Source organism: Massilia sp. AB1, from assembly GCF_018119385.1.
GTDB lineage: Bacteria > Pseudomonadota > Gammaproteobacteria > Burkholderiales > Burkholderiaceae_D > Telluria.
In genome coordinates this window covers 43,753-68,408 of the sequence record NZ_JAGKSG010000025.1, presented here as the reverse complement: position 1 = coordinate 68,408, position 24,656 = coordinate 43,753, and the positions used below count along the sequence as shown (strand labels likewise).

Sequence of the window (24,656 nt, the reverse complement as noted above, 5' to 3'; positions counted from 1 at the left end):
CGGGCCGAATTATAGCCGCTTCTACTCTATAATGGTTCTTTTCGCAAAATCTTTACGCCACCACATCATGGAATTAGCCAAGTCTTTCGAGCCAGCGGACATTGAACAATACTGGCGCGCCGAGTGGGAAAAGCGCGGTTACTTCACCGCGAGCATGGACGAGGGCAAGCCGTCGTTCAGCATCCAGCTGCCGCCGCCGAACGTCACCGGCACGCTGCACATGGGCCACGCGTTCAACCAGACCGTCATGGACGGCCTGACCCGCTACTACCGCATGCGCGGCTATAACACCGCGTGGGTGCCGGGCACCGACCACGCCGGCATCGCCACCCAGATCGTGGTCGAGCGCCAGCTCGACGCCCAGAAAATCTCGCGCCACGACCTCGGCCGCGAAGCCTTCCTCGAGAAGGTCTGGGAGTGGAAGGAAAAGTCGGGCAACACCATCACCGGCCAGATGCGCCGCCTGGGCGCCTCCGCCGACTGGACCCGCGAATACTTCACCATGGACGAAACCCGTTCCAAGACCGTGGTCGAAGTCTTCGTGCGCCTGTTCGAACAAGGCCTGATCTACCGCGGCAAGCGCCTGGTGAACTGGGATCCGGTGCTGGGCACCGCCGTCTCGGACCTGGAAGTCGATTCGCAGGAAGAAGACGGCTCGATGTGGTACATCAATTACCCGCTGGCGGACGGCTCGGGCCACCTGACGGTCGCCACCACCCGTCCTGAAACCATGCTGGGCGACGTCGCCGTCGCGGTCGACCCGACCGACGAGCGCTACACCCACCTGCACGGCAAGATGCTGACCCTGCCGCTGACCGGCCGCCAGATCCCGGTGATCGCCGACAGCTACGTGGACAAGGAATTCGGCACCGGCTGCGTGAAGATCACCCCGGCCCACGACTTCAACGACTACGCCGTCGGCCAGCGCGCCAAGCTCGAGCCGATCAACATCTTCACCCTGGACGCGAAGATCAACGAGAACGGCCCGGCCCAGTACCAGGGCCTGGACCGCTTCGCCGCGCGCAAGCAGATCGTCGCCGACCTGGACGCGCAAGGCCTGCTGGCCGAAGTCAAGCCGCACAAGCTGATGGTGCCGCGCGGCGACCGCACCGGCGTCGTGATCGAGCCGATGCTGACCGACCAGTGGTTCGTCGCCATGAGCAAGCCGGCGCCGGAAGGCACTTTCAACCCGGGCAAGTCGATCACCGACGTGGCCCTGGAAAAGGTCGCCAGCGGCGAGATCAAGTTCGTGCCGGAGAACTGGACCACCACCTACAACCAGTGGCTGGGCAACATCCAGGACTGGTGCATCTCGCGCCAGCTGTGGTGGGGCCACCGCATCCCGGCCTGGTACGACGAGCTTGGGAACATCGTGGTCGCACGCGACGAAGAGGAAGCCAAGGCCAACGCGGCCGCGCAAGGCATCACCGGCGAACTGCACCGCGACGACGACGTGCTCGACACCTGGTTCTCGTCGGCGCTGGTGCCCTTCTCCACCATGGGCTGGCCGGAAGAGACCCCGGACATGAAGATGTTCCTGCCCTCGTCGGTGCTGGTGACCGGCTTCGACATCATCTTCTTCTGGGTGGCGCGCATGGTCATGCTGACCACCCACTTCACCGGCAAGGTGCCGTTCGAGACCGTGTACGTGCACGGCCTGGTGCGCGACTCGCAGGGCCAGAAGATGTCCAAGTCGAAGGGCAACACCCTCGACCCGATCGACCTGATCGACGGCATCGACGTCGAAACCCTGGTGGGCAAGCGCACCACCGGCCTGATGGACCCGCGCTCGGCCGAGAAGATCGCAAAGGCCACCCGCAAGGAATTCCCGGAAGGGATCCCGGCCTTCGGCACCGACGCCGTGCGCTTCACCATGGCCAGCTACGCTTCGCTGGGCCGCAACATCAACTTCGACCTCGGCCGCTGCGAGGGCTACCGCAACTTCTGCAACAAGCTGTGGAACGCCACCCGCTTCGTGATGATGAACACGGAAGGCAAGGACTGCGGGGTACGGCCATCCGGCAAGCCGGACGATGCCGACCTGTCGCAGGCCGACCGCTGGATCATCTCGCTGATGAACCGCGTCGAGCTGGACGTGGCCAAGGGCTTCGCCGACTACCGCTTCGACAATATCGCGAGCAGCATCTACAAGTTCGTCTGGGACGAATATTGCGACTGGTACCTGGAAGTGGCCAAGGTCCAGGTGCAGCAGGGTACGGAAGCGCAGCAGCGCGCCACCCGCCACACCCTGCTGCGCGTGCTGGAAGTGATCCTGCGCCTGGCGCATCCGATCATCCCGTTCGTGACCGAAGCCCTGTGGCAGAGCGTCGCGCCGCTGGCGGGCAAGACCGGTGATTCGATCATGCTGCAGCCTTACCCGCTGGCCGACACCTCCTTCGTGAACGAGGACGCGGAAGCCTGGATGGACCAGCTCAAGGCCCTGACCGACGCCACCCGCAACCTGCGCGGCGAGATGTCGCTGTCGCCGTCGGTGCGCGTGCCGCTGTTCCTGGAGCCGGGCAACGCCGAAGACCGCGCGCGCATGGCGGTGTTCGCGCCCTACATCCAGTCGCTGGGCAAGCTGCAGGAAGTGCAGATCGTCGACGCGCTGCCGGATTCGCCGGCGGCCGTGTCGATCGTCGGCACCACCAAGCTGATGCTCAAGGTCGAGATCGACGTCGCCGCCGAGCGCGAGCGCCTGTCGAAAGAGATCGCGCGCGTGCAGGGCGAGATCGCCAAGGCCAACGGCAAGCTGTCGAACGAAAGCTTCGTGGCGCGTGCGCCCGCGGCCGTGGTGGCGCAGGAGAAGGAGCGCGTGGCGAACTTCTCGGCGACGCTGGCCAAGATGGAAGAACAGCTGGCGAAGCTGCCGGCAGCTTGATTATTTAGTTTGCTCCAACACGTCGTCCCGGGACTCGGCGTTCCCCTCGGCCGGGACGACGTTTTTACGCTAACTGAACAAGCGGAAGCGCCGCACGCCTCAGCCATCCGCGCACGACACTGAATTCCCACGCCCGCTCCGCACGCGGATCATCCAGCCCGTCCGCCCTCCACAGCACCTCGGCAATACCCTGCAACTGCAGCACGTCCCCCGTCCCGAAGTCCGGCATCACCAGCGAAGCACGCGGCTCCAGCAGCAGGTTCCCCAGCGTGTTGAAGTAGCGATTCCCCGGATAATCCGGCACGGTCAGCACATTCCCCTTCAAGCGCAGGAACCCCGCCTCGCCGCCCCGATGCGAGATGTCGAGCCCGCCCGCTTCGCCGCCGATAGTGGCAACGAACATCGTCTCGCACCCCGCGATCATGGCCAGCGCATCCTCGGACAGCGCGGCGCCAAGACGCTCGACCTGCCCTCTCTGCCGCTCCACCGGGTCCAGCTGGCGTACGTGGATATACTTCGGACAGTTGCCGAACGATTGCTCCACATCGACCACGAAACCCCCGCCATCCATCTGCGCGACCTTGCCGTTGGCACGATTGCGCCGCCGCGTCCCCAGGTCGATGCCGAGCATGCCGATCCCGCTGCCCTCCCCCAAGTGGGAAAACGCCGGATCGTCCCCATCCGGCACAGCGGCAACCCGCAGCCGTCCCGGATCAGGGGACGCGACGAACCCCGGTTCCCCGTGCAGCAGCGTGGCAATCGGCCATCCGCTGTCGTCCGCCAAGCCGACACACAGGAAGCGCAGCAAGGGAAAGAACTGGCGGTGCTGCTCCGGCATCTGGCTGCGGATCGGCGCGCCTGCCGGTCCGCCGCCCGCGAGCTGCTGGGCGCGCAGTTCGCCGGCATGGAAGGGTTCCGGCAGGCGGTGGTCGTCCATCTCACTTCTCCGGCATCGCGATAAAGCCGGGCAAGGCCTGGACACGCGCGATCCAGGCGCGCACCTGCGGATAGGGATCCAGCGCGATCCCGCCTTCCGGCGCATGAGCGATATAGGCGTAGCACGCCAGGTCCGCCAGGGTCGGCGTCGCGTCGGCAAGGAAGTCCTGCCGGCCGAGCGTGGATTCCATGAAGGCCAGCGCCTGCCCGGCCAGCCGCTGCATGAGCGCCGGCGGCATACCGGTATCGCCGAAGCGCGCTGAAATACGCGCCTTCGCCGGGCCGTAGGCGATCTCGCCGGCCGCCAGCGACAGCCAGCGCTGGACCCGCGCCGCGCCGACCGGATCCTCCGGCAGCCAGGCGCCGCCCGGCGCGTAGCGCTTGGCGAGATACACCAGGATGGCATTGCTGTCCGCCAGCACTACCTCCCCATCCTGCAGGACGGGAATCTGGCCGAGCGGGTTCAGGTCCAGGAATTCGGCGCTCTTGCGGACCGGGGCCGGCGCGTCGATGCGGCGGTAAGCGAGCCCCAGCAGGTTCAGGAACAATTCCACGCGGTGGGTGTGCCCGGAAAGCGCGGTGCCGTACAGGATGATGGAAGTCGTCATGGTGAAGGAAGAAGAGTTGGCGGTACGCCTATCCTAGCCACGACACTCTCTTGCCGGAATAGCACATAATGGCAATTCATTCTTCCGCCACGCGCAACAGTCCATGGACCGCTTAGACGAACTGCAGGTGTTCCTCGCCATCCTCGATACCGGCAGCATGGCCGCCGCGGCCCACAAGCTGCGCCGCTCGCCGTCGGCGGTCACGCGCATGCTTGCCACGCTCGAGCAGCGCATCGGGACTCGGCTGTTCGAAAGGAGCACGCGCAGGCTGTCGGCGACCGGCGAAGGACAGCGGCTCGCCACGCACGCGCGTCGCCTGCTGGCCGAGTACGAATCGGCGATGTGCGAATACCAGGCCGGGCCGCCCCAGGGCCTGCTGCGGATCACGGCGCCCATGGTGTTCGGCCGCCGCTACATGACCTCGCTCGCCACCCGCTTCCTGATGCGCCATCCGGATATCCAGGTCGACCTGGTGCTGGCTGACCGCAACATGCACCTGATCGACAATGGCGTCGACATCGCCTTGCGCATCGGCGCGCTGGAGAACTCCGGCCTGGTCGCCCGCGAGCTGGGCGCGGTGAAGCGGATTACCGTCGCCAGTCCCGACTACCTGGGGCGCCGAGGCGAGCCGGCCACGCCGGAGGAACTGGCGCAGCACGAACTCATCCTGGGCACCGCGGTGCGCGGCCTGCCGGAGTGGCGCTTCGGCGCGGCGGGGAGCGAACAAGTCGTGCGCTTCGCGCCGCGCCTGCAGGTGAACGATGTGGAAGGGGTGCTGAACGCGGCGCGCGAAGGCTTCGGCATCGCACGCGTCCTGTCCTACCAGGCCGTGCCCGACCTGCAGGCCGGCGCCCTCAGCCGCCTGCTGACCGACTACGAACCGGCGCCGCTGCCCGTCCACCTGGTCTTTCCGAGCGCGCGCCACATGGCGCCGCGGGCGCGCGCCTTCGTCGATTTCGCCATCGAAGAATTCACGCAGCTGCAGGCAATCCACTAGGCCGTCACTTCAGGTTCTGCTGCCCGGAGACAGCAGGCGTGATCAGGGCAGCAAGCGGAAGTCGCGCAGCACCGCCTTGAGGATGTTCATGCGCGCCGCGGTGTCCCCGGGACGCGCGATATCGAGGTTCATGGCGAAGAAGTGCACCTTGCCTTCGCGTTCCAGGTAACCCACCAGCCAGCCGAGCTGGGACTGTGAGGGTTCGCCGAAACCGGCCCAGCCGCTCTTGCCGCTCAGGCGGTAGTCCGGGGTCTCCTCCAGCACCAGCATCTCCTTGGCGAGCCGGGTGGTGCGCGCCGAGACGCCAAGCTGGCCGGCGTAAAAGCGGCGCAGGAAATCGACCTGCTGGTCCGCCGAGATGCGCAGGCCGCCCGTCAGCCAGAACTGGTCGATGCCGCCCGAGATGTCGCGGTTGCCGTAGCCGAAGCGGTCGACCCAGTGCTGCATCCGGGACGGACCGATGCGCCGCGCCATCTCCTGGTAATACCAGACCGCCGAGTTCTTCAGCGCCGACTCCAGGGTGTGGTCCTGCGCCCACGACGCCGGCCACCACGGCTGGCGCGGCGCACGCGCGCTGTCCCAGGCCAGCTTGACATCCTTGTCCCTGGCGGCGCCCTCCTCCAGGGCGATCAGGGTATTCGGGATCTTGTAAGTCGACGCCGGCAGGAAGCCCTGCGCGGCCCGCGCCGGCGCATGGCGCCGGATCTCGCCGCTCCGGCCGTCGAGCAGCACGAAGGTCCCTTCCACGCGCGCTTCGCGAAAGCGGGCGCCGATATCCACGTCCGGCAAGGCCGCGTGGGCGGACTGGGCGGCCAGCAAGGCGGCCAGGGACAATAGCAGGCGCGCGGCCACGCCGGACAACATGTGCATGAGGTTTCCTTGTCAGGTAAAGCTGCCGTAGCCGCGCGCCATGGCGGCCGCGAAGATCGGAATCAGGAAGAATAGCGCGGCCTGGGCATGCAGGAAGCGCCGCACATGTGCGACCTCGCCGTCGTCCGGGCGGTGGCTGGCGCGGCGCCAGCGGATGAAGCGGATGGTGGGGAGCGCCGACAGCGCTCCGACCAGCGCGAAGCTCGCGATCTTGGCCCAGAAGAAGCCGTTGTGGGAATAGTAGTCCCAGCCCTTGGCGGCGAACACGGCGCGCGAGAAGCCGATGACGATCATCAGCATGGCGAACAGTCCGTACAAGCGGTCGACGCGCGCGGCCAGGGCGACCTGGCCGGTCGTCATATTCGGCTTGACGACCGCCAGTTCGACGGCGAGCACGCCGAACAGGGCGAACATGGTCACGTGATGCAGGATGGCGAGCAGCAGGTCGGTCATCGTGGTCTCCGGTGATGGGGTGACGGCAATGATATGCCTGGACTGCGACTGCCTCAACCATGGTGGGACCGAATCCCGTGACGGCGTGACGGCAAGCATCGGGCTTGCATGAAATGCATATCAGCAAGGATCTCGTATTGACGCAGCCATGTTAGGATCGCTGCATGGACCGACGAACCGACTACAAGACCGCCCTGCTCATCGAGAATGTGATTCACGACGCCGCCAGCCAGGGCCGGCCGGGCGTGGCGCGCGAACTGGCCGACATGGGCGTTCCGCTCGAGGTCACGCTGCGCGTGCTGACCCGCCCCACTGAAAGGCGCAACCAGTTGCCGACCCTGGACCTGCCTCCCGCTGCCTGAAGCGCACGCCGGTGCATAAATTGGAGGGTTTCCTCGGTTTCGCGCACCCCCGCTGCGAATCGGGTTTGCTACACTGGGCAGCACCACAACTACACTGGAGACTCAAGATGCGACACCTGATGGGCGTAAGCCTGATTGCCGCCATGTTCGCGATGCCTGCCGCCTGGGCGGACAATTCCTCGCCGGTCGGCACCTGGAAGACGATCGACGACGAAACCGGCAAGCCGAAGGCGCTGGTCCGCATCACCGAGGAACAGGGCGTCCTGACCGGCCGCATCGAAAAACTGTTCCGCGCCCCCACCGAAGACCAGAACCCGAAATGCGTGAAGTGCGACGGCGCGCGCAAGGACCAGCCGATGATCGGCCTGACCATCCTCTCGGGCCTGAAGAAGGAAGGCGACGAGTACACCGGCGGCGAGATCCTCGATCCGAGCAAGGGCAAGACCTACAAGAGCAAGGCGACCCTGAAGGACAACGGCAACAAGCTCGAAGTGCGCGGCTACATCGGCGCGCCGATGTTCGGGCGTTCCCAGACCTGGGTGCGCGAGCAGTAAGCTGTGCGAGCAGTCGCTAACCATGTTCTCCCGGTTAGCGTATAAACGTCGTTCCGGCGAAGGCCGGAACAATGCCACCGGCATTGTTCCGCCTAAGTTTAGCGTCTCGATAGCTTACGCAAACTTGGGCCCCGGCCTTCGCCGGGGGTCGTTACTGCCAGTGGCAGTAACGACGTCTTTCTGCTAACTAAACACCATATCATTCCGACGGGCCGCCTCCCATGACCCCGACCCAGGCCTACGTCTACCTCGGCCTCGCCATCGTTTCCGAAGTCATCGGCACCACCGCCCTGAAAGCCTCGGACAGCTTCACCCGTCCGCTGCCCAGCCTCGTGACGGTGGCCTGCTACGCCCTGTCCTTCTACCTGCTGACCTTCAGCCTGCGCGTGCTGCCGACAGGCATCGCCTACGCGATCTGGTCGGGCGTCGGCATCATCCTGATTTCGCTGGTGAGCTGGATCGTCTACCGCCAGACCCTGGACCTGGCCGCCATCGCCGGCCTGGCGCTCATCATTGCCGGGGTGGCGGTGATCAACCTGTTCTCGAAAAGCGCCGCCCACTGATATGTCGCACACGCAATTCATTCCGCTGTCATGGGATTGCGGCTATGCTAACGTCAAGACGACGTCATCCTGAGCCAGCGCGCATGAACCCGACTCCGATCACGCACACCGCACGCCCCTTCTTCCGGGGCCGGGCCATGCGTGTGCTGCGCCTGCTGAGCCTGGCCGGCGGCGTGTTCGGCATCCTGCTGCCGGCGGCGCTGCTGGCGTCCACCGCGCACGGCATTCCGGACGCCGCCGAACCCTACATCTGCCTGCTGGGACTGGCGCTGGCCTCGACCGGTTTCTTCCTGGTCGCCATGGCCGGCCACCGCATGAGCCGCTCGCCCGGCCTGCGCTCCTTCGCGGCCCTGATGCTGCTGGTGCCCTTCGGCGCCAGCGCGATCGTGATCTGGCATGGCGACAACCTGATGATGGTCTTCATCTGCGCCTACCTGCTGGTGCTGACCATCCTGCTCTACCTGAGCTTCATCCATCCGCTGATGGTCGTCCCCACGCCGCGCAAGACGCCGCGCCGCACCCATCCGCTCGCCAAACCCTTGCGCAGCCGCCGCTACAGCCAGCCGGCGTCGCGCGCCATCCGATAAGCTTCCACGCGGTTGCCCGCGCCCACCTTGCTGATCGCTTCCGACAGGTAGTTCCGCACCGTGCCCTCCGACAGGTGCACCTGGCGCGCGATGTCGGCGCTGCTGCGCCCTTCTCCGGCCAGGCGCAGCACCTGGCGTTCGCGCTCGGTCAGCGGGTCGCTGCCGCCGCTCCAGCTTTCCAGCGCCAGTTCGGGAGCGATGGCGCGTCCGCCCGCATGCACGGTGCGGATCGCCTCGGCCAGGGCGTCCACCGGCGCGTCCTTGAGCAGGTAGCCGCGCACGCCGGCTTCGAGTGCGCGCCGCAGGTAGCCGCTGCGGCCGAAGGTCGTCACCACGATCACCTTCGCGGGCGACTTCGCCTCGCGCAGGCGCGCGGCCAGCTCCAGGCCGGTCATGTGCGGCATTTCGATGTCGGTCAGGACGATGTCCGGCGCCTTGTCCAGGCACAGGGTCAGCGCGTCGCGGCCGTTGTCGGCGCTGCCGACCACCTCGACATCGGGTTCCAGGCGCAGCAGCGCGCACAGGGCGCCCAGCACCATCTTCTGGTCTTCGGCAATCAGGATGCGGATCAATTGGTCACCCCATTCGGCAGATGCAGTTCGAGTTCCAGGCCGTCGCGCACATGCAGCGCGAGACGGCCGCCGGCGGCCGAGACGCGCTCGCGCATGCCTTCCAGTCCGTTGCCGTGCTGGAGGCCGTCTTCGCTGCGCAGCCTTCCATCGTCGGCCACGCGCAGCACGGCCTCCCCGCCTTCCTGCGCCAGCGACAGGGTGCAGCTGCGCGCGCCTGCATGGCGGACGATGTTGGTGACGGCTTCGCGCACGGCCAGCGCCACCACGTGCTCGGTGCTGGGGGCCAGCGGGAAGCGTTCGACCCGCTCGGTGAGCGCGACATCGGCCGCGGCCAGGCTGGCGCGGGCGCTGGCCAGCGCTTGCGCCAGACCGCTCTGGCGGAAGCCCGTCACGGCGGCGCGCACTTCGGCCAGGGCCTGGCGCGCGCTGGTTTCGATGTCGGCGATCTCGCGCGCACAGGCGTCGGCGTCGCGGCGCGCCAGCTTGCCCGCCAGTTCGGCCTTCAATGCGATCAGGGACAGCGAATGGCCCAGCAGGTCGTGCAGGTCGCGCGAGATGCGCTCGCGTTCGGCGATGCGGGCGAAGTGCTCGACCTCTTCCTGCTTGCGCAGCAGCTGGGCGCGCGACTTGCGCAGGCTGCGGTCCATGACGGCGGAGATGGCGACCGGCAGGCCGATGGTCAGCACCGGCAGCAGGAAGACCAGGCGCATGTACTCCAGGCGCAGCGAGACCAGCGAGGCGAAGCCAAGGACCGCCAGCGCCGCCGGCACCGCGTGCCGCGCGCTCGGCAGGCCGGCGCACATGGCGCAGGCGAAGATGAAGAAGCTTGCCGCACCCGCGTTGTGCGGCGCCCACAGCGCGCCCAGCAGGCTGGAAGCCGCGATGCACGCAAGCGACTGCCAGCCGCGCGCCCAGAAGCCGAAGCAGTACAGCGGCAGGAAGACGAGGATGGTCAGCACCAGCAGCAGCGTCTCCAGCAGCGAGGGCGTCACGTAGGCGTACTTCCAGCCCAGGTAGCCCAGGCTCAGGATCCACAGGTAGGGCAGCTTGCCCAGTTCCGGCGGGGTCCAGGGCCCCGCCAGCACGCGCCTGATTCTCTCCATGCTCGTCTCTTCCTTGTTCTTGTCAGCGTTCGAGCAGGCGCACATCGGCGATCTCGAAGCGGTAGGGGCCGGCCTTCGGTCCGGCGGCAAATCCTATCATGGTCGCCCTGGCCGGATCGACCCCGCGGAAGGCGCTGAAGGGGATGCTCACCTCGGTCCATTCCGGCCCCGCCGTGAAGAAGGCGTAGCCCGGCATCGGCACGCCCTGCGACATCATCATCGCGCGGTAGCTGCCGCCGTCGCCGCGCACCTTGAAGCGCACCAGCCTGGCGGCGCTCAGGTCGGCCGCCTGCATCGGCCGCTCGCCCGGCATGAAGGCCGCGCCGGCCCAGGCATAGGGCAGGTCGGGAGAGATCGTGCCCGAGATCGCCAGCGGCACCTGGCCATCGCCCAGCGCGGGCTGGGCCGCCAAGGTGGTGGTGGAGCGGCCGCCGGCGATGGCGTCGACGGTCGGCATCCAGCCGGAACCGAAGGGGCTGCCGAGCTTCGCTTCGCTGAACTGGCTGATGCGCCCGTCCGCCGGCAAGGCGAGCGGCTTGCCGCCGGACTTGCCGGCCGCCGCCTGCGCGACCTGCCGGCGCCGGGCCTCGCGCATCGGGTTCACGCTCTCGCCATCCTTCCACACCTCCACAATGCGGCGCGTGGCCATGATGTCCCGGGTCGGATCGCCCTCGACCAGCAGCAGGTCGGCCTTGCAGCCCTTGGCGATGCAGCCGCGCTGGCCCAGTTTGAAAGCCTTGGCAGGCACAGAGGTCGCCGAGGCCAGCGCGTCGAGCGGGCTCAGGCCGGCTTCGACCAGGGCGGCCAGTTCGCGGTGCAGGCTGACGCCGTACTGGGTGCCGGGATTGCCGGCGTCGCTGCCGGCCAGCACCGGTACGCCCGCGCGGCGCAGCGCGGCGGTCACCATGCGCGGCGCCTCGAGCAGCGCCGGCCGGGCCGTGGCGCCGTAGCGCGCCTTCAGCTGGCCCTGGGCTTCGCCGTCCAGCAGGCTCGCCAGCTGGGGGTGGCGCAGCAGGTCGTCCTCATGCGTGCCGGCCACGCTCTCCAGGACGGTGAAGGTCGGGATCACGAAGGCGCCCTTCTCGCGCGCCAGCGCGGCCAGGCTGTCGGCGCGCGCCTGCGGCACGGCCGCGCCGGGGAACAGGTGGACCAGGCCATCGGCGCCGGCTTCCAGGACGGCGCGCGCATCCTGCTCGGTGCTGACGTGCACCACGGCCAGCTTGCCGCGCCGGTGGGCTGCCGCGATCACCGCTTTCACGGTGGGCAGGTCGAGCGTGTCCAGCTTGCGCATGCCGTGCCCGCCCGCCTCCATCACGATCTTGATGAAGTCCGAACCCTCGGCGATGCGGGCGTCGACAAAGGCCTGGGCATCCTCGGCGCGGGTCAGGGTCGGGATCGCCATGCCGAACTGGGTGCCGTGGCCGCCGGGCGCGGTCACCAGGGTGCCGGCCGAGAACATGTCGGCGCGCGTCTTGTTCTTGCCGGCCTTCATGGCGGCCTGCATTTCCTGCATCAGGGGCACGCCGGTGAACATGTCGACCTGGGTCGTAACGCCGAACATCAGCGGCAGCTCCTGGTCGCGGAAGGCGTGGGTATGGGCATCGATCAGGCCGGGCAGCAAGCTGCGCCCTGCCCCGTCGACCATGCGTGCGCCAGCCGGAACCGGTCCACGGAAATCCGCGTCGACGACCACGCCATCCTCGAACAGGACGGAGCGGCGCGCATGCGCGCTCTTGCCGTCGAAGACGCGGACGTCCTGGACCAGGGTGGCGGCGGCCAGTGCGGCGCCGCTCAGGAGGAAGCCGGCGGCGGCCAGCACGGCTTTCAGGGATGTGATGTTCATGGGGTCCTCGCAGGGTGGATAGTGCAGCCAGTATGCGAAGAAAGGAAAGCGCAAAATAGAAGCGGCTGCCATCAAAGCCGGATGACAATTGTCACAATGGCAGCTGCTCAGCCTTACCTATTAATTAATATTTAGTCAATATATTTCAAGCGTACTGTGGCGCACGAACTACAGGCCATGTGAAATCGAATATTGTCTTTATGCTATCTTCCACAGACTTGCCAATCGGGCAGGCCTATCATCTTTCAGCACCATTCCCATGAACGTCATCGAATTTGTTGCTTTAATGCAGGAAAAGGAGCGGCCATGATTTTTGTGCGCCTGCTGTGTTTGCTTGCCGGGATCATGATCCTGGTGGCCCCGCCCGTCATGCTGTACCCGAATGGCAACGTCATGCCGGACGCCTTCAGGGCCGCCGGCGTGCTGGTGGGCCTGACGCTGGCATCCTCGGGTTTCTTCCTGATCGGCATGGCGGGCCACCGCATGCGCCGGTCGCCGCAGCTGCGCTCGCTGGCAGGGCTGCTGCTGGCGGCGCCTTTGCTGGGCAGCCTGGCCATGATGTGGCGCGGCGGTTCGCCATTGATGCTGTGGATGTGCAGCGCGATGCTGAGCCTGACGATCGTGCTCTACATGACCTTCGTCATGCCACTCATGAGCGCGCAGGGCCACCGCCGCATGCGCGAACGCGAAGTCTGCGAGCCGCATTTCTGAACAGGCTTTCCGACAAACGACATCGACGGCGGCGCGGTCACTGATCCGCTGCCGCCGATGCGTACCCGCTGCATGGCGGCGCTTCCTCTCCGTTCCCCTGTCCTCCGCACCAGCATCTATCGCAGGATCGAACCGCGTATGACCCGCTTAACCGCCTCCCTCATGTCTTGACCCGATAAAGCACCGCTTTTGTAGCGTGCGCGTTTGAGATCGCGGTTCACTCGAACTATATTCGGCACCAGGCATGCATGAAACCGGACATCTCACACTTCGGAGGTTGACATGAACGTAAGGCATTTTCTGAAACTTGGGCTGGCTGCTCTGGCGCTGGCGACGGGACTGGCCGGGTGCGGCGGCGGCGATGACGACGATCCGCCGGCAGCGAACCAGGGGAATATCGCCGAGGTAGCGAAGGCACAGGGCTTCAACGCCTTGCTGGCAGCGGCCGCCAAGGCCGGCATCGCGAACACGCTGACCGATGCCAATGCCCAGCTGACGGTGTTCGCGCCCACCGACCAGGCCTTTACCGACCTGGCGAAACGGCTCGGCTTTGCCGATGCGACGGCCATGGTCAATGCCTTGCCGCCGGCCGCGCTGCAAAGCATCCTGACTTACCATGTGCTCGGCACGAAGAAGCTGTCCGCCGACCTGGCCGCCGGTGGCGCAACCCAGGCGACAGCCTATTCCTTCGAGAACGCGCCGGCCAGGCTGAACTTCGATTTCACCAGCGCCGTGAAAATCACGGATGCGGCGCTGACGAGCGCAACGGTGGTCACGGCCAATGTCCCGGCCAGCAACGGAGTCATCCATGCGGTCGACAAGGTGCTCATTCCGCCGGGCGTGCTGAACCTCGTCCAGATGGCCCAGGCGAATCCGCTCTTCAGCTCCCTCGTCGCCGCCGTGGTGGCGGCCGATCTCCAGGGAACGCTGAGCGGCAGCGGTCCGTTCACGGTGTTCGCCCCGACCGATGCCGCCTTCGCCGCCGCGCCCTCGAACCTGAGCACGGCGCAACTGCGCACCGTCCTGACCTACCACGTCCTGCCCAGCCAGGTACTGTCGACGCAGATTCCGTTCGGCACGCCGGTCGCGACGGTGTCCGGTCAAAGCCTCGTCTTCACATCGGGAACGCCGCCGACGATTCGCGATACGACGGCTGTCCAGGCCAGGATCAGCGCGGTCGACGTGCGGGCGAGCAATGGCGTCATCCATGTCATCGACAAGGTGCTGATTCCTGCGTTGTAGGGCAGCGCACGGCACGCCGGCGCGAGCGGCTGCGCTAAGCCAGCGGGAGGTTGTCCCAGAGATCGCCCGTGGGGCTGATGCGCGGCGCGGTGACGCCGAAATGCTGGTAGGCCAGCGGCGTGGCGATCCGGCCGCGCGGGGTGCGCTGCAGGTAGCCCTGCTGGATCAGGTAGGGTTCCAGCACGTCCTCGATGGTGTCGGCCGCTTCGCCGATCGCCGCCGCCAGGTTGCCGATGCCCACCGGGCCGCCGGCGAACTTGAACAGCACCGCTTCCAGCAGCTTGCGGTCCATGACGTCGAAGCCGACGGTGTCGACGTCGAGCATCTTCAGGGCGCGGTCGGCCATCTCTTTCGTGATCTCGCCGTTGCCCTTCACTTCCGCATAGTCGCGCACGCGGCGCAGCAGGCGGTTGGCGATACGCGGCGTGCCGCGGGCGCGCTTGGCGACTTCGCGCGCGCCCTCTTCGTTGATGGGCGCTTCCAGCAGCGCGGCGCTGCGCGCCACGATCTTGGTCAGCTCGTCGACGTTGTAGAACTCCAGGCGCGCCACGATGCCGAAGCGGTCGCGCAGCGGATTGGTCAGCATGCCGGCGCGGGTGGTCGCGCCCACTAGGGTAAACGGCTGCAGGTCGAGCTTGACCGAGCGCGCGGCCGGGCCTTCGCCGATCATGATGTCGATCTGGTAGTCCTCGAGCGCGGGATACAGGATCTCCTCGACCACCGGCGACAGGCGGTGGATCTCGTCGATGAACAGCACGTCGTTCGCTTCGAGGTTGGTCAGCAGCGCGGCCAGGTCGCCCGGGCGCTCCAGCACCGGGCCGGAAGTCTGGCGCAGGTTGACGCCCATCTCGCGCGCGATGATGTGGGCGAGCGTGGTCTTGCCCAGGCCCGGCGGACCGAACAGCAGGGTGTGGTCGAGCGCTTCGCGGCGCTTGCGCGCGGCGTGGATGAAGATCTCGAGCTGGTCGCGGATCTTTTCCTGGCCGACGTATTCTTCCAGGTGTTTCGGGCGCAAGGCGCGTTCGATCGCCTCCTCGTTCGGCGAAGCCGGCGCGGCATCGATGACGCGCTGTTCGGTGAAGTTGTCGGTCTGGATGCTCATGCCTTGGACAATGCCTTCAATGCGAACTTGATACCGTCGGAAACGCTGCTGCCGGCCGGCAGGTTCTTGATCGCCAGGAGCGCCTCCTTGTCAGAATACCCCAAAGCGACCAGCGCATTGAGCACGTCAGCCTGGGCGTCGTCGCGCACGGCGCCGCCTACCACGCCGATATCGGCGCCCAGCTTCCCCTTCAGTTCCAGCAGCAGGCGTTCGGCGGTCTTCTTGCCGATGCCGGGGATCTTCACCAGGCGCCCGGTTTCCTGCAGGGTGACGGCCTGCGACAGGTCGGCCACCGACATGCCGGACAGGATCGCCAGGCCCATGCGCGCGCCGATGCCGGTGATCTTGATCAGCTGGCGGAACAGCGCGCGCTCGGACGCGGTGCCGAAGCCGAACAGCAGGTGGGCGTCTTCGCGCACGATCAGGTGGGTGAACAGCACCACTTTCTCGCCGGTGTGCGGCAGGTTGTAGAAGGTGCTCATCGGCACGTCGACTTCATAGCCGATGCCATTGCAGTCCACCAGCACCTGGGGCGGCGTTTTTTCGAGCAGGATTCCGGAAAGGCGTCCGATCATCGTTGTTCTTCCTTGTTAGACGAGACGATTGCGTTTCATGCGCAGGCCCTGCATGGCGGGCGCGGCCGCGTGGACCATGGCCAGCGCATCCATCGTGTTGGCATGGCAGATCGCCACGCCGAGCGCGTCGGCGGCGTCGCTGCCCGGCAGGCCCGGCAGCTTGAGCAGGCGCGAAACCATGTCCTGGACCTGGGCCTTGGCGGCCTTGCCGGTGCCGACCACGGCCTGCTTCACCTGGACCGCGGTGTACTCCGCGACATCCAGGTCGGCGCCGACCAGGGCCGTGATCGCGGCGCCGCGCGCCTGGCCCAGCAGCAGGGTCGACTGCGGATTGACGTTGACGAAGACTTTTTCGATGGCCGCGCACACGGGGCCATAGGTGGCGACGACTTCGCTCACGCCGTCCAGGATGATCTTCAGGCGCGGCGGCAGCGCCCCCTCCAGGCCCGTCTTGATGGTGCCCGAGGCGATGTAGCGCAGCTTCGCGCCATGTTTTTCAATGACGCCGAACCCCGTCGTACGCAGGCCCGGGTCGATGCCGAGAATAATCATTGTGGAATGATATAGCGGCTGGGGGTGTTCGTGGGAAAAATACTGTAGAAAAACACAGTAAGTGGCGGTTTTGATCACACCACTTGGATGGCGGGATCCGCAGAAAGGATCCCGCCGGCAGGCAGATTAGTGGCGGAAGTGACGGGTACCGGTGTACAGCATCACGACGCCGCGCTCATCGGCCGCGTCGATCACTTCCTGGTCGCGCATCGAGCCGCCCGGGTGGATGACGCAGGTCGCGCCCGCATCGACCACCACGTCCAGGCCGTCGCGGAACGGGAAGAAGGCGTCCGAGGCCACGGCCGAACCGGCCAGGGTCAGGCCGGCGTTCTGGGCCTTGATCGAAGCGATGCGCGCCGAGTCGATGCGGCTCATCTGGCCCGCGCCCACGCCCAGGGTCATGCCGTTACCGCAGAACACGATGGCGTTCGACTTGACGAACTTGGCCACGCGCCACGCGAACATCATGTCCTGCAGCTGCTGCTGGGTCGGCTGCTTCTTGGTGACCACGCGCAGGTCGCCCAGGCCCACGTTCTTGGCGTCCGGCGACTGCACCAGCAGGCCGCCGCCGACGCGCTTGACGTCGTAGGGGTTCTGGCCGGCGCCCAGCGGAATTTCCAGCAGGCGCACGTTCTGCTTGGCCGACATGATCTGGCGCGCGTCAGGCGTGAAGCTCGGGGCGATCAGCACTTCCACGAACAGCTTGGCCAGCGCTTCGGCCGCCTTGCCGTCGACTTCGACGTTGAAGGCGATGATGCCGCCGAAGGCCGAGGTCGGGTCGGTCTGCAGGGCGCGGTTGTAGGCGTCGAGCGCGTCCGCGCCGATCGCCACGCCGCACGGGTTGGCGTGCTTGACGATCACGCAGCCGGCCGGCTGGCCCAGGCCGCCCAGCGACTTGACGCATTCCCAGGCCGCGTCGGCGTCGGCGATGTTGTTGTATGACAGTTCCTTGCCCTGCAGCTGGCGGTAGTTGGCCAGCGCGCCGGGAACTAGAGCGATGTCGCGGTAGAAGGCGGCGCCCTGGTGCGGGTTCTCGCCGTAGCGCATGTCCTGGACCTTTTCGAAGCTCATGTTCAGGGTCTGCGGATAGCCCGAACGGGTCGCGTGCTGGCGGTCTTCGCCCAGGCTGGTCAGGTAGTTGGTGATCGCGCCGTCGTACTGGGCGGTGTGGGCGAACACTTTCTTGGCCAGGCGGAACTTGGTTTCGTAGCTGACCGGGCCGGCGGCTTCGCCCGTGCCCTTCATCTCGGCCAGCACCACGCCATAGTCGGCCGGGTCGACGATCACGACCACGTCGCGGTGGTTCTTGGCCGCCGAGCGCAGCATGGTCGGGCCGCCGATGTCGATGTTCTCGATCGCATCTTCCAGCGAGCACTCTTCCTTGGCGACGGTCTGCTGGAACGGGTACAGGTTGACCACGACCATGTCGATCTGCGGAATGCCGTGCTCGTCCAGCTTGGCGACGTGCTCAGGCAGGTCGCGGCGCGCCAGGATGCCGCCGTGGACCTTCGGGTGCAGGGTCTTGACGCGGCCGTCGAGCATTTCCGGGAAACCGGTGTAATCGGCAACCTCGGTCACCTGGACGCCGTTATCCTGCAGCAGCTTGGCGGTGCCGCCAGTCGACAGGATGTTGACGCCGAGTGCGCTGAGGGCGCGCGCGAAGTCGAGCACGCCGGTCTTGTCGGAAACGGAAATGAGGGCTTGTTTGATCATGGTGTGGCCTGTGGTTAAGAATTCTTGCGGTCGGACGGCGGACCGATAGCGGCCACGCCCAACACGCGGCCACCCATTCCGCGCTGGATTAGAGCAGTCCGTGCTCTTGCAGTTTTTTTCGCAAAGTATTCCGGTTGATGCCCAGCATCTGGGCCGCATGCGACTGGTTGCCGTCGGCACGCGACATCACGACTTCGAGCACTGGCTTTTCAACGGTCAACACCATCATGTCGTAGATATTGGTCGGTTTCTGCTCGCCCAGATCGTTGAAATAGTCCTCGAGGCTCTTCTGGACGACTTCCTGGATACTTTCTTTGCTCATGTCTGCTGCTTCATCCTGGTTAATGATTGCTCCGCTGCATAGCAGCGTGTCCCCGTAATAATTCTTATTGTGATAACTGCTTATGCCGCGATCGCTTCATCGGCAGGACGCGCGGGGCGGTATTGTAACCGCTCGCCGTACTGATGTTGCGATTTGAAAAACTCGTCGACGGCCGCCAGCTGCTCGGCAGTCGATTCCATCAGGTTCATGCGCTGGCGGAATTCTTCCCCGCCCGGCAGATCCTGCACGTACCAGCCGATGTGCTTGCGCGCGGTGCGCACGCCCACGTATTCGCCGTAGAAGGCGTAGTGGGCCGGCAGGTGTTCGTTCATCAGGGCGCGCACCTCTTCCACCTCGGGTGGCGGCAGGTGTTCGCCGGTGCGCAGGTAGTGGTCGATCTCGCGGCAGATCCAGGGACGGCCCTGGGCGGCGCGGCCGATCATGACCGCGTCCGCGCCGGTGTAGTCGAGCACGAACTTCGCTTTTTCGGGGGTGGTGATGTCGCCGTTGGCGACCACCGGGATGCTCACCGCCGCCTTGACGGCGCGGATGGTGTCGTATTCGGCCTCGCCCTTGTAGCCGTCGGCGCGGGTGCGGCCGTGCAGGGTCAGCATCTGGATGCCGGCCTCTTCGGCCAGGCGCGCGATGCGCAGGGCGTTCTTGTTTTGGCGGTCCCAGCCGGTGCGGAACTTCAGGGTGACCGGCACGTCGACTGCGCCCACCACGGCGTGCAGGATGCGTTCGACCAGGTCTTCGTGCTGCAGCAGGGCGGAACCGCACCAGCTGTTGCAGACCTTTTTCACCGGGCAACCCATGTTGATGTCGATGATCTGGGCGCCGCGCTCGACGTTGAATTTGGCGCAATCGGCCAGGTCTTGCGGGTCGGCGCCGGCGATCTGGACGGCTTTCGGTTCCATTTCGCCCGCGTGGTCGGTACGGCGCGAGGTCTTTTCGCTGGCCCACAGGCGCGGGTTGGACGCGGCCATTTCGGACACTGCATAGCCGGCGCCGAGCTGTTTGCACAGCTGGCGGAAGGGGCGGTCGGTCACCCCGGCCATGGGGGCGACGAAGACGTTGTTACGCAGTGTGTAAGTACCGATTTGCACAGCGGAAAATGGGAGAAGTTTCTTGGGAACCTAGTATTTTACCCCAAGCGCTGCTCAAATTATCAGCAAATTTAATGGGATTGTTGCGTGTGCGATATTGGCAAGGTGTAAAAAAGGGGATTGGGAGCGGCGCTTGGGGGCGTGTCGAGGGTATCGCTAACAGGATGAGCTAACTCTGCGGTGCGAACTTGGGTCCCTCCCGAAGCCATCTACGTCAGATCATCCAGCACCGCCCGCCGAAGATGCTCCACCTCCCCCCAGCTGACCAGCTTCAAGCCGCCCTCTTCCACCACAAACCGGTTGACGCTCGCGTTATGCACCTTGAAGTCGCGCGGCGTCTCCAGCGGCAAGCCAAGCGCCGCCCGGTAGGCACATTCCAGCACCCCGCCATGCGCCACCAGCGCCAGGGTCTTGCCCGGATGCGCAGCCGCATGCCGCGCGATCGCCCCGGTCACGCGCTCGTAAAACTGGCGGAAAGTTTCGCCCCGGCTCTCCCCAGGGGGCACCTCCGCGTCCACATGCCGCGCCTGCCAGGCCGCGAACTCGAGCGGGAACCGGTCCGCGATCTCGCTGTACAGCAAGCCTTCGAAACCGCCATAGCAGCGCTCCCGCAAGGCCCGGTCCTGCGCCAGTTCCAGCGCCATGCCCGGCCCACGGCCGCGCGCGATGGCCTCGGCCGTCTGCCGCGCACGCATCAAGTCGCTCGACACCAGCACGTCGATGGTCTCGTCGGCCAGCGCCGCCGCCAGCGCGGCGGCCTGGCGTTCGCCCTCCGCGTTCAGGGCGATGTCGAGGTGTCCTTGCAGGCGGCGTTCCGCATTCCAGGCGGTTTCGCCGTGGCGGATCAATAGAATCGTGGTTGCGCCCACGGACGATTCGGGGTCATTCGACAACATGAGGTTCCTGCACCCGAACCTCGGGGCGATTGTTATTACTATTAATTAAGCAAACTGCCGATCAGGCTACCTGAGCACATCGGACGCGACTTCGGGATTCAGCGAATACACGCCGAACATCCGCGCCTCGTCCAGGATATGCCCCTGGATCGCCAGCCGCGCCTCGGCGCCGCTGAACTGCCCTTCCAGGGGCAGGTGCGCGATGTCGAGAGCGTACAGCGTGAATATATAGGTGTGCACGCGCTCGTCGTTCCAGGGCGGGCACGGTCCGTCGTAGCCGTAGAACTCGCCGGCCATGTCGGGATCGCTCGCGAACCAGCCGGTGTAGTCGTTCAGGCCGTGGCGCAGCTGGTGCTCGGTGCCGTTCTTGATGGTGAACGGCACCAAAGGACCCGGTTTGCCGTGCGGCGTGACCATGTCCGAAAACATGCCCTCGGCCAGCGACTTGAGGCAGACCGGGATGTCGACCAGCGTCCAGTGGAAGAAATCCACGCGCGGCAAGGATGCCGGCACCGTACGCCCTTCTTTATTGACGTCGGTTCCCTCGGACGGCACGTCCGGGTCGTGACAGATCAGCACCAGCGACTGGGTGCCGGCCGGCACCTCGTCCCAGGCGATATGCGGATTGCGGTTGCTCGACAGCTTGACGTGCGAGTCGGGGTCGATGACCGCGAACGCGCACTCGGGCGGGATTTCCCCGCCATCGCTAAATGACTCGCTCCAGATTCTCATACGTCCTCCCAGGCCCTGATGTTATTGACCCCGCCCGGCGCCGCTTGTTTCAGCGCGAAGTCCCGACCGGATCAACCTGCAGCCAGATCGTCACCGGGCCATCGTTTGTCAAAGACACCTTCATATCGGCCCCAAACCGGCCGGTTTCGACGATGCCATGACGCGCCCGCGCCTGGCGCACGACATGCTCGAACAGGCGCAGGCCGTCTTCCGGCGCGGCGGCCGGCGAAAACGACGGGCGCGTGCCGGACTTGGTGTCGGCCGCCAGGGTGAACTGCGGCACCAGCAGCAGGCCGCCCTCGGTGTCGGTCACGCTGCGGTTCATCTTGCCGGCCTCGTCGGAAAAGACACGGTAAGTCAGCAGCTTGGCCAGCAGGGCCTCGGCTTCGCGCTCGGTGTCGCCCTTTTCGGCGCACAGCAGCACCATCAGCCCGGGGCCGATGGCGCCGACGGTTTCCCCGTCGACACGTACCGCCGCCTCGCTGACCCGTTGCAGCAGCCCGATCATGCCAGAGTAACGCGGGCGAACTTGCGCTTGCCCACTTGCACCACCACACTGCCGGCACCCAGCTGCAGGCCCTTGTCGCTGACCACGCCGCCGTCGACGCGCACGCCGCCCTGGTCGATCATGCGCATGGCTTCCGAGGTCGAGGCGCACAGGCCGGCCTGCTTCAGCACCTGCGGCAGGCCCATCGGCGCGCCGGACAGCGCCACTTCCGGCACCTCGTCCGGGATGCCGCCCTTGGAGCGGTTGACGAAGTCGGCCAGCGCATCCTCGGCCGCCTGGGCCGAGTGGAAGCGCGCCACGATTTCCTTGCCCAAAGCCACTTTCGCGTCGCGCGGGTTGGCGCCGCCGGCGATCTCGGCCTTCAGGCGGGCGATGTCCTCGATCGAGCGGAAGGACAGCAGGTCGTAGTACTTCCACATCATCTCGTCCGAGATGCTCATCAGCTTGCCGAACATGGTGTTGCCCGGTTCGGTGATGCCGATGTAGTTGTTCTTGGACTTGGACATCTTCTCGACGCCGTCCAGGCCTTCCAGCAGCGGCATGGTCAGGATGCACTGCGGCTCCTGGCCATAATCTTTTTGTAACTCACGGCCAACAAGGAGGTTGAACTTCTGGTCAGTGCCCCCAAGTTCGAGATCTGCGTGCAAAGCGACTGAATCATAGCCCTGCATCAAAGGGTAAAGGAACTCATGCACCGCAATCGGAGTCCCACTCTTGTAGCGCTTGGTGAAGTCGTCGCGCTCCATCATGCGTGCCACGGTGTAACGCGAGGCCAGCTGGATCATTCCGCGCGCGCCCAGCGGATCGCACCATTCGGAGTTGTAGCGGATTTCCGTCCGTCCAGCATCCAGCACCAGCGATGCCTGGCGGAAGTAAGTCATGGCGTTGGCCTCGACCTGTTCGCGGGTCAGAGGCGGACGGGTCGCATTGCGGCCCGACGGATCGCCGATCATCGAAGTGAAGTCGCCGATCAGGAAAATCACCTGGTGGCCGAGGTCTTGCAGCTGGCGCAGCTTGTTCAGTACCACGGTGTGGCCGAGGTGCAGGTCGGGTGCGGTCGGGTCCAGGCCGAGCTTGATGCGCAGCGGTTTGCCGCTCTGCTCGGAACGCGCCAGCTTCTGGGCGAATTCGCTTTCGATCAGCAATTCGTCGACGCCGCGCTTGGCGATAGCGAGCGACTCGAGCACCTTGTCGGTCAGTGGCAGGGGTGTGGAAGGGGTCACCGGGTTGCCGTGTCCGGCCGATGCGTTGGAAGTCATAAATTCTTGTAGGAAAGAGGCTAAAACGGTTGTAGGACCATAACCTGTGGTATGATGCTCGATCTTGTTTCTGTTGCTTTGAAAAAACTTTTCAAAACGATAAGAAATGTAGGTCCCTAGAAGTTCAGCCGCAAATTTTAACTGATTGCATGAACCCTATACATAAAATCACTGGCAACAGCCTGCTGCAACTGCTCCCGAAGACCCGTAAGTCGCGCATCCTCAGCGCCGGCGCGGCCTTCCTGAGCCTGTGCGCGTTTGGCGCTGTTGGCGTGGCTCCTATCGCACCAGACGCGTCGGATCTCCCCGTCAAGCAAGTCGCCCAGGATCTCGAACTGCCGAACCTGGCAGACCAGATCGCCGCCCTCCAGCAGGACGAGCAGCAATTCATCCACGAAGAGCGCATTCGCCGCGGCGACTCGCTCGGTTCCGTCTTCAACCGTCTTGGCGTGAACGACGCCGAGGCCCAGAAATTCGTCCGCACCGATAAAACCGCCCGCCGCCTGCTGTCGCTCAAGACCGGCAAGCGCATCCAGGCCGAAACCGATGAGAACGGCCTGCTGCTGTCGCTGCGCGCCACCCTCACCGATGGCAAGGATGGCGATGCACGCACGATCACCGTGGCGCGCAAGGGCGAGGATTTCACCGTCACCGAGGCCCCTGCCAAGCTGGAGCGCCGCGTGGAGATGCGTTCGCGCGACATCACCACCTCGCTGTACTCGGCCACCGACTCCAACGTCGATGGCGGCAGCCTGCCGGATTCGATCGTCGGCCAGATCATCGAGATGTTCTCGACCAGCATCGACTTCCGTTCGGACCTCAAGCGTGGCGACCGCTTCAGCGTGGTGTACGAAACCTTCTGGCTGGACGGCGAACTGGTCAAGACCGGCCGCATCCTGGCGGGCGAATTCGTCAACCGCGGCGTCGCTCACCAGTCGGTGTGGTACGAAGACCCGGTCACCAAGCAGGGCGGCTACTACACCCTGGACGGCAAGTCCCTCAAGAAGGCATTCCTGAAGTCGCCGCTCGAGTTCTCGCGTATCTCGTCGGGCTTCTCGATGCGCGTGCACCCGATCTCGGGCAAGTGGAAGGCGCACAAGGGCGTCGACTACGCGGCCGGCATGGGCACGCCGATCCGTGCGGTCGGCGACGGCACCATCGACTTCGCCGGCGTGTCTGGCGGCTACGGCAACATGGTCGTCCTCAAGCACTGGTCGAGCTACAGCACCGCCTACGCCCACATGAGCCGCTTCGCTCCGGGCCTGCGCCGCGGCGCCAAGGTCAGCCAGGGCCAGGTGATCGGCTACGTCGGCTCGACCGGCTGGTCGACCGGCGCCCACCTGCACTACGAGTTCCGCGTGGCCGGCCAGGCCAAGGACCCGAACCAGTTCAAGTCGCTGGCCCAGCAACCGCTGAACCAGTCCGAACTGGCCCGCTTCCGCATGGCGGCTGCCGAAATGAACCACCGCTTCTCGCTGCTGTCGCCGAGCGGCGGCACGACGATGGCTGCGCGCTGAGCTTTACGTTCTGAATTGAAACGCCCTCCGCTGCCTCGTGCACCGGGGGGCGTTTTGTTTGGGGCCGATGGCTGAGCTGATAAACTTGGGTC

At 65.8% G+C, this 24,656-nt stretch carries 26 protein-coding genes; 9 read left to right on the top strand and 17 right to left on the bottom strand.

What is annotated here, in order from left to right:
* Positions 1-67: 67 nt before the first annotated feature.
* Complete coding sequence (locus J8847_RS15365) at positions 68-2,881, top strand: valine--tRNA ligase (RefSeq protein WP_211525586.1); 2,814 nt, start codon at positions 68-70, stop codon at positions 2,879-2,881.
* A gap of 64 nt (positions 2,882-2,945) precedes the next feature.
* Here the strand turns inward: J8847_RS15365 and J8847_RS15360 are convergent, their stop codons facing one another.
* Positions 2,946-3,818, bottom strand: coding sequence for a pyridoxamine 5'-phosphate oxidase family protein (locus J8847_RS15360; RefSeq protein WP_211525585.1), 873 nt, complete (start codon positions 3,816-3,818; stop codon positions 2,946-2,948).
* 1 nt (position 3,819) lies between these two features.
* On the bottom strand, positions 3,820-4,425 hold the full coding sequence (locus tag J8847_RS15355) for a glutathione S-transferase family protein (protein ID WP_211525584.1): 606 nt from the start codon (positions 4,423-4,425) through the stop codon (positions 3,820-3,822).
* A gap of 103 nt (positions 4,426-4,528) precedes the next feature.
* Between J8847_RS15355 and J8847_RS15350 the strand changes: the two genes are divergently transcribed.
* Positions 4,529-5,422, top strand: coding sequence for a LysR family transcriptional regulator (locus J8847_RS15350; protein WP_211525583.1), 894 nt, complete (start codon positions 4,529-4,531; stop codon positions 5,420-5,422).
* 42 nt (positions 5,423-5,464) lie between these two features.
* Here the strand turns inward: J8847_RS15350 and J8847_RS15345 are convergent, their stop codons facing one another.
* A complete protein-coding gene (locus tag J8847_RS15345; protein WP_211525582.1) occupies positions 5,465-6,292 on the bottom strand; it encodes a class D beta-lactamase in 828 nt (275 codons plus the stop codon).
* Positions 6,293-6,304: 12 nt separating this feature from the next.
* Positions 6,305-6,745: a DUF2214 family protein gene (locus tag J8847_RS15340; protein ID WP_211525581.1), complete on the bottom strand. Its 441-nt coding sequence runs from the start codon at positions 6,743-6,745 to the stop codon at positions 6,305-6,307.
* A gap of 164 nt (positions 6,746-6,909) precedes the next feature.
* Here J8847_RS15340 and J8847_RS15335 point away from each other — a divergent pair, with 164 nt between their 5' ends.
* From J8847_RS15335 to J8847_RS15320, 4 genes are all read left to right on the top strand, one after another.
* Positions 6,910-7,107 carry a hypothetical protein gene (locus J8847_RS15335; protein ID WP_211525580.1) on the top strand — a complete coding sequence of 66 codons (198 nt, stop codon included), beginning with the start codon at positions 6,910-6,912 and terminating at the stop codon, positions 7,105-7,107.
* A gap of 107 nt (positions 7,108-7,214) precedes the next feature.
* Positions 7,215-7,661, top strand: a complete 447-nt coding sequence (locus J8847_RS15330; RefSeq protein ID WP_211525579.1) for a DUF2147 domain-containing protein — start codon at positions 7,215-7,217, stop codon at positions 7,659-7,661.
* 221 nt (positions 7,662-7,882) lie between these two features.
* A complete protein-coding gene (locus J8847_RS15325) occupies positions 7,883-8,224 on the top strand; it encodes an SMR family transporter (protein WP_211525578.1) in 342 nt (113 codons plus the stop codon).
* An 83-nt stretch (positions 8,225-8,307) separates the two neighbouring features.
* Positions 8,308-8,811: a hypothetical protein gene (locus J8847_RS15320; protein ID WP_211525577.1), complete on the top strand. Its 504-nt coding sequence runs from the start codon at positions 8,308-8,310 to the stop codon at positions 8,809-8,811.
* Here the strand turns inward: J8847_RS15320 and J8847_RS15315 are convergent.
* Genes J8847_RS15315 through J8847_RS15305 form a run of 3 tightly spaced genes read right to left on the bottom strand, consistent with a single transcriptional unit; the run spans position 8,778 to position 12,329 of the window.
* Entirely contained in the window at positions 8,778-9,383 is a 606-nt protein-coding gene (locus tag J8847_RS15315; RefSeq protein WP_211525576.1) for a response regulator transcription factor, read from the bottom strand. The two genes, J8847_RS15320 and J8847_RS15315, sit on opposite strands and share 34 nt — an antisense overlap.
* Positions 9,380-10,486, bottom strand: coding sequence for a sensor histidine kinase (locus J8847_RS15310; RefSeq protein WP_211525575.1), 1,107 nt, complete (start codon positions 10,484-10,486; stop codon positions 9,380-9,382). The genes J8847_RS15315 and J8847_RS15310 overlap by 4 nt, the downstream gene beginning before the upstream one ends.
* A gap of 22 nt (positions 10,487-10,508) precedes the next feature.
* A complete protein-coding gene (locus J8847_RS15305) occupies positions 10,509-12,329 on the bottom strand; it encodes a CIA30 family protein (RefSeq protein ID WP_211525574.1) in 1,821 nt (606 codons plus the stop codon).
* Between the two features lie 306 nt (positions 12,330-12,635).
* Between J8847_RS15305 and J8847_RS15300 the strand changes: the two genes are divergently transcribed.
* A complete protein-coding gene (locus J8847_RS15300; protein ID WP_211525573.1) occupies positions 12,636-13,040 on the top strand; it encodes a hypothetical protein in 405 nt (134 codons plus the stop codon).
* A 282-nt stretch (positions 13,041-13,322) separates the two neighbouring features.
* Complete coding sequence (locus tag J8847_RS15295) at positions 13,323-14,282, top strand: fasciclin domain-containing protein (RefSeq protein ID WP_229512873.1); 960 nt, start codon at positions 13,323-13,325, stop codon at positions 14,280-14,282.
* 34 nt (positions 14,283-14,316) lie between these two features.
* Here the strand turns inward: J8847_RS15295 and ruvB are convergent, their stop codons facing one another.
* From ruvB to tyrS, 10 genes are all read right to left on the bottom strand, one after another.
* Complete coding sequence (gene ruvB / locus J8847_RS15290; RefSeq protein WP_211525572.1) at positions 14,317-15,384, bottom strand: Holliday junction branch migration DNA helicase RuvB; 1,068 nt, start codon at positions 15,382-15,384, stop codon at positions 14,317-14,319.
* Complete coding sequence (gene ruvA, locus J8847_RS15285; protein WP_211525571.1) at positions 15,381-15,959, bottom strand: Holliday junction branch migration protein RuvA; 579 nt, start codon at positions 15,957-15,959, stop codon at positions 15,381-15,383. Before ruvA ends, ruvB begins: the two co-directional genes overlap by 4 nt.
* 15 nt (positions 15,960-15,974) lie before the next feature.
* Positions 15,975-16,511: a crossover junction endodeoxyribonuclease RuvC gene (gene ruvC / locus J8847_RS15280; RefSeq protein WP_211525570.1), complete on the bottom strand. Its 537-nt coding sequence runs from the start codon at positions 16,509-16,511 to the stop codon at positions 15,975-15,977.
* Between the two features lie 126 nt (positions 16,512-16,637).
* Entirely contained in the window at positions 16,638-18,224 is a 1,587-nt protein-coding gene (purH, locus tag J8847_RS15275; RefSeq protein WP_211525569.1) for a bifunctional phosphoribosylaminoimidazolecarboxamide formyltransferase/IMP cyclohydrolase, read from the bottom strand.
* A gap of 88 nt (positions 18,225-18,312) precedes the next feature.
* Entirely contained in the window at positions 18,313-18,546 is a 234-nt protein-coding gene (locus J8847_RS15270; RefSeq protein ID WP_005667930.1) for a helix-turn-helix domain-containing protein, read from the bottom strand.
* A gap of 80 nt (positions 18,547-18,626) precedes the next feature.
* The gene (gene dusB, locus J8847_RS15265) at positions 18,627-19,652 is read right to left on the bottom strand and encodes a tRNA dihydrouridine synthase DusB (RefSeq protein WP_211525568.1); all 1,026 of its coding nucleotides are present in this window, start codon (positions 19,650-19,652) and stop codon (positions 18,627-18,629) included.
* 209 nt (positions 19,653-19,861) lie between these two features.
* Positions 19,862-20,548, bottom strand: coding sequence for a histidine phosphatase family protein (locus J8847_RS15260; RefSeq protein ID WP_211525567.1), 687 nt, complete (start codon positions 20,546-20,548; stop codon positions 19,862-19,864).
* Positions 20,549-20,614: 66 nt separating this feature from the next.
* Positions 20,615-21,280, bottom strand: coding sequence for a YbhB/YbcL family Raf kinase inhibitor-like protein (locus J8847_RS15255; protein WP_211525566.1), 666 nt, complete (start codon positions 21,278-21,280; stop codon positions 20,615-20,617).
* A 49-nt stretch (positions 21,281-21,329) separates the two neighbouring features.
* A complete protein-coding gene (gene dtd, locus J8847_RS15250; RefSeq protein ID WP_211525565.1) occupies positions 21,330-21,788 on the bottom strand; it encodes a D-aminoacyl-tRNA deacylase in 459 nt (152 codons plus the stop codon).
* Positions 21,785-23,047 (bottom strand): tyrosine--tRNA ligase, encoded by a 1,263-nt coding sequence (tyrS, locus tag J8847_RS15245; RefSeq protein ID WP_211525564.1) that lies wholly within the window; start codon positions 23,045-23,047, stop codon positions 21,785-21,787. Before tyrS ends, dtd begins: the two co-directional genes overlap by 4 nt.
* Before the next feature lie 149 nt (positions 23,048-23,196).
* On the opposite strand from tyrS, the gene J8847_RS15240 reads away from it, so the two are divergent.
* A complete protein-coding gene (locus J8847_RS15240) occupies positions 23,197-24,564 on the top strand; it encodes a M23 family metallopeptidase (RefSeq protein WP_211525563.1) in 1,368 nt (455 codons plus the stop codon).
* The last annotated feature ends 92 nt before the right edge of the window (positions 24,565-24,656 follow it).